Origin of the sequence: Streptomyces katrae, assembly GCF_000966975.1 — a bacterium.
Lineage (GTDB): Bacteria > Actinomycetota > Actinomycetes > Streptomycetales > Streptomycetaceae > Streptomyces > Streptomyces katrae.
On sequence record NZ_JZWV01000125.1, the window covers coordinates 1 to 4,353 of the forward strand.

General features: G+C 71.4%; 3 protein-coding genes. All 3 read left to right on the forward strand.

Annotation, left to right across the window (positions count from 1 at the left end):
• Positions 1-533 (forward strand): hypothetical protein (locus tag VR44_RS06710; RefSeq protein WP_045946454.1); only part of this gene is annotated, 533 nt, incomplete at its 5' end.
• Between the two features lie 160 nt (positions 534-693).
• Complete coding sequence (locus VR44_RS06715) at positions 694-3,411, forward strand: hypothetical protein (protein ID WP_052713490.1); 2,718 nt, start codon at positions 694-696, stop codon at positions 3,409-3,411.
• A gap of 1 nt (position 3,412) precedes the next feature.
• Positions 3,413-4,353: hypothetical protein (locus tag VR44_RS06720; RefSeq protein WP_045946455.1), on the forward strand; the 941-nt coding region annotated here is incomplete at its 3' end.

Sequence of the window (4,353 nt, forward strand, 5' to 3'; positions counted from 1 at the left end):
GCCCGGCCCGCGCCCGTGCCGCGTCGTCGGCCGCGCCGTTCCGGCGGGAAGACGCCGTGAAGGCCCTGACGACGGGTCTCGGCCGGCCGCTCTACGGGCTGTTCTTCCTGGTCCCGGTCCTCGCCCTCTTCATCGGGGGGTTCGACCTGCTGCACCGGGCCGCGCTTTACCCCTCCGAGTCGGAGCACCCGAGCGCCGCGCACGAGTGGGCCGTGAACGACGACTGGTGGCGCCTCCCCGTGACCGTCCTGCTCTTCGCGGCGATGGTCTGGCTGCACGTCTACCGCAGGCGGCTGCTGACCGTGCCGCCCGGCAGGGTCCGGCTGTGGTCGGCCGGGATCGGCGTGTACTGGATCGCCCTGCTGGCGGGCACGGCCCTGCACGTGGCGTGGTTCGTGATCGTGCAGGAGGACATGCCGTCCGAGGCCGGGAACCACCCGCTCCTGTGGGTGGCCGTGCCGCTGACCCTCATCGGGGCGGCGGTCTCGCCCGTCCTGCTGATCACCTCGGTCCTCCGGATCGCGAGGGCCTGAGCCGGCCCCGCCGGGGAACGTTTCTGCGGCCCGCCCCTTCACTCGCGCAGGTGGTTTGGGCCGTGGATCCGTATGCCCGGTCTGGGCGTGCGCCGCCCGTGCCGGGAGCCTGGGGAAGGGGGCGGCCGGGGGGCCGCGTCGGGGAGGCGGGAGTCAGCAGATGAAAGTCAACTTCGCGAAGTTCCAGGGCTCTCTGCCGTACGCCTCCGAGCTGTACGGCGTCTACCAGCCGCTGCTCGGGTGGCGCTCGGCCCGGCTGGCCGAGCGGTTCGGCACCACGGGCCCCGCGATGCGCCGCTCGCTCGCGGCGGCGCTCACCGAGAACATGCGCCCCTCCTACACGGTGGCCCCGGGCCCCGCCGCGGCCGGCGGGCCCGCTCTGACGATCGAGCCGGGTGCCCCGCTGCCCTCGGTCGCCTCCGCCGTGCCGGCCACCCTCGACTCGCTGGTCACCCGGGAGCTGCTGGCCCGGCTCAAGAAGGCGGACCTCGCCGATCCGGCCGTCTGGGACCGTCTGGTGGGGCCGGGACCCGACGGGCTCGCCGCTCTGCTGCGCATCGCGGAGGAGAAGATCGCCCAGGGCGCTGTCATCGTCCACGCCGCGCCCGACGGCCGGCAGGCGGCCGCCGCCGCCGACTCCACGGCCGACTCCACGGCCGCCCTGGCCGCCGCCCAGGAGTCCCGCGTCGCGGGAGCGTTGAAGAAGCTGCAGGCCGCCGGCCGTTACGACGTGCTGCACGCGATGTTCGCGACGAGCGGCCACCGGGTGAGCGTGCCGGAGGTCGACGCCCTGGCCGGACTGCTGGGGGCCGGGCCGCCCGTGTCGCCGGGCGCACGGGGCCAGGCCGCCACCGCCGGCCTGCCCGAGGCCTCGCTGTCGCCGCTCGGTGTCGTCCACCTCTTCCGCCAGTACTTCTTCGAGTTCGACTCGTTCCTCGGCCCCCCGGTCCAGCACATCTGGCTCAGCCCCGGCGCCGCGGTGGAGCTGATCGAGGTCTCCACCCGCCGTACCCTCACCGAACGGACCAGCGAGGCCTCCGAGGAGCTCACCCAGCGCAGCGAGCAGGAGAGCCGGTCCGAGGACGAGCTGTCGGCGTCGGTCAGCGAGGAGAACCAGAGCAGCAGCAAGTTCGGGGTGAGCCTGGAGGCGAGCACCAACGGCAAGCTGGGCGTGTTCAACACCCAGGCCACCGCCCGTACGAGCTACGACTCGGCGGACGCGCGCAAGACCGCCAAGGAGCAGACCCACAAGCAGCTGCGCCAGCAGACGATCAAGCTGTCCACGGAGATCAAACGCAGCTTCAAGTCGACGTTCAAGACGGTCGTGGAGACCACCGACACCTCCAGCAAGAGGTACCTCCTGCAGAACACCACCGACAAGCTCGTCAACTACGAACTGCGGCGCAAGATGCGCCAGGTGGGGGTCCAGGTCCAGGAGATCGGCACCCAGCTGTGCTGGCAGACCTACATCGACCGGCCGGGCGACGAACTCGGGGTCGCCGAGCTGGTCCACATCGCGCAGCCCCCGCAGGGCCAGGTCCAGCCCGCCCAGCTCGTACCGATGCCCGAGCAGTACCAGGAGACGGTCGAAGGCACGTACAAGGGGCCGGACGACGACTACTTCGACGACGCCCTGGCGGACCTGCTGCTCTACCCCAAGTACGGGTACGAGTACAAGAGCCACACCAACGTGCAGTGGCTGAGCAGCAACGTCGCCGATCTGCGGATCAGCCCGTTCGCGGAGGGCAGCAACCGGCTGAGGCTGCGCATCACCGGACACAGCGGTGACGACGGCGAGATGTTCCCCTACCGCTTCACCGTGAACTACGGCCCGACGTCGGGCTACGTGGAGCAGGTGAACAAGGTGAACGCCGAGCGCCTGAAGGAGGTCGACCAGGAGAAGGAACGGCTGGCGAAGGAGGCGTTCTTCAAGGCGGCCCAGGAACGGGTGAAGCTCGCGGCGGGCATCGGCCCCCGCCGCTTCGAGGATCTGCGCGAGGAGGAGCGGATCGTCGTGTACCGGAACCTGATCCGCCAGCTCTTCAAGGGGAAGGGCCTGTCCGGCATCAGCAGCCAGACCCAGCACGTCATGGCCGAGCTGGTCCAGACGTTCTTCGACGTCGACCGCATGCTGTACTTCGTGGCCCCCGAGTGGTGGGTGCCCAACAAGCTGGCCGTGAAGGAGAACCTCGGCTTCGACGGCTCGGGGACCACGGAGAAGGAGTTCGAGAAGAGCTGCGTCGTCGGCTGGGGCGGCACCAGCAACACCGGGGAGGACTACTACATCACCGCCGACTCCCGGCCCGCCAGGCTGGGCAGTTCGCTGGGCTGGCTGCTCCAGCTCGACGGGGACAACCTGCGCAACGCCTTCCTCAACGCCCCCTGGGTCAAGGCGGTCGTCCCGATCCGCCAGGGGCACGAGTTCGAGGCGCTGGACTGGCTGGCCAACGCGGGCGTCGAGGGCACGGACGGACTCGACTCCCTGTACGCCGAGTCGGTGCCGGGCGAGCGCGGCCGGATGCTGCTGGTGCTCAAGCGGTACGCCTGGAAGGACCCGGAGCTCACCGCCCGCTACCGCGACCTGCCGGCCGATGCGCTGACGGTGCACGACGCCATCCGCTACCTGGCCGTCGTGGTCGGCGGCGACTGGCAGAAGTCGCGGGCGAAGGTCAGCGACCGGCTTCCGGACGGCACGCCGGTGAACTACCTGCCCACCGACAAGGTCTACGAGCGCGGATTCGATCCGCTCGGCGAGGGGTTCGAGGCGGACGGCACCGAGCCCTTCCAGGTCTTCGACCAGTGGATCGAGGTCATGCCGACCGATCAGATCGTCGCCACCGAGGTCCGCTACGACCCGAAGACCGGGATGCAGCTCTGAGATGGCGACCACCCTCCTCACCTTCGCCGTGACCGATGTCCTCGGCCACCCGCCGCAGGCCGGGACCGTGGCCGAGGTGAAGCTGGAATGGACCGATCCGCGGGGGACCGTGACCCAGTGCATCACCGTCCCGCTGGACCGGCCCGTCACCCGCGCGGTCCCGGCGGAGGAGTGGAGCCGTATCGACCTCGACGTCGCCCACCCCGACTACGTACCGGAGTCGGTCACCCTCACCCGCAGCAGCCCCGGCGCCCCCGTGTACTGGGACAACCGGGGCGTCGCGGTGACCCGTGACGGGGACGAGCTCCGCCTCACGATGGAGCTGGGCCGCATCCGCCAGTCGCCGCTGACACCGCCGCCGTACCCCGGGACCAAGGCGCGCGGCGACCAGCCGGGGGTCTTCTTCCGGGAGGGGGCGGGGCAGCCGAGGAGGTACGCGGTGCTGAACCAGCCGGCGCCGCCCGCCACTCCCCTGTGGCTGGAGAAGGTGACCGTCCGCACCCTCACCGATGCGGCGCCGGCCCGGGGCGGGCAGGACGGCTGGGACCGGTTGTCCACCACCGACCAGGTGGTGGCCCTGGCCGACACCGGGGGCTTCCTCTGGCTGGAGTACGGCGGCAACGACGGCGCGCTCCCGCCGCAGCCGCGCTTCCTGGTCGCCGTGTGGGCGCCGAAGGCGCCCCCGTCCCCGGTCAGGGCCGGCGGCATGGACGTCGTCTGCTACTTCACGCCGTCCACGGCGGCACGCGGCTATCCGGTCTCCGCGTACCCCTTCCGCACCAACTACCCGTACAGCGTCAAGAGGGACACCGCGGCCGACCAGCCGTACGTCGTGGTGGGCTACCGGCACCTGCTGCGGGACCTCAACCTCGTCCAGGCGCAGCACGTCTCGGGCCGGCCGGCGGTGGTCGTCGTCCCGGTCCTGCCCGCGCTGCCCCCGGG

What these genes read in the sequence shown, in the direction of transcription:
- VR44_RS06715 (WP_052713490.1), top strand. Translation starts at nt 694, where the DNA reads ATGAAAGTCAACTTCGCGAAGTTCCAGGGCTCTCTGCCGTACGCCTCC.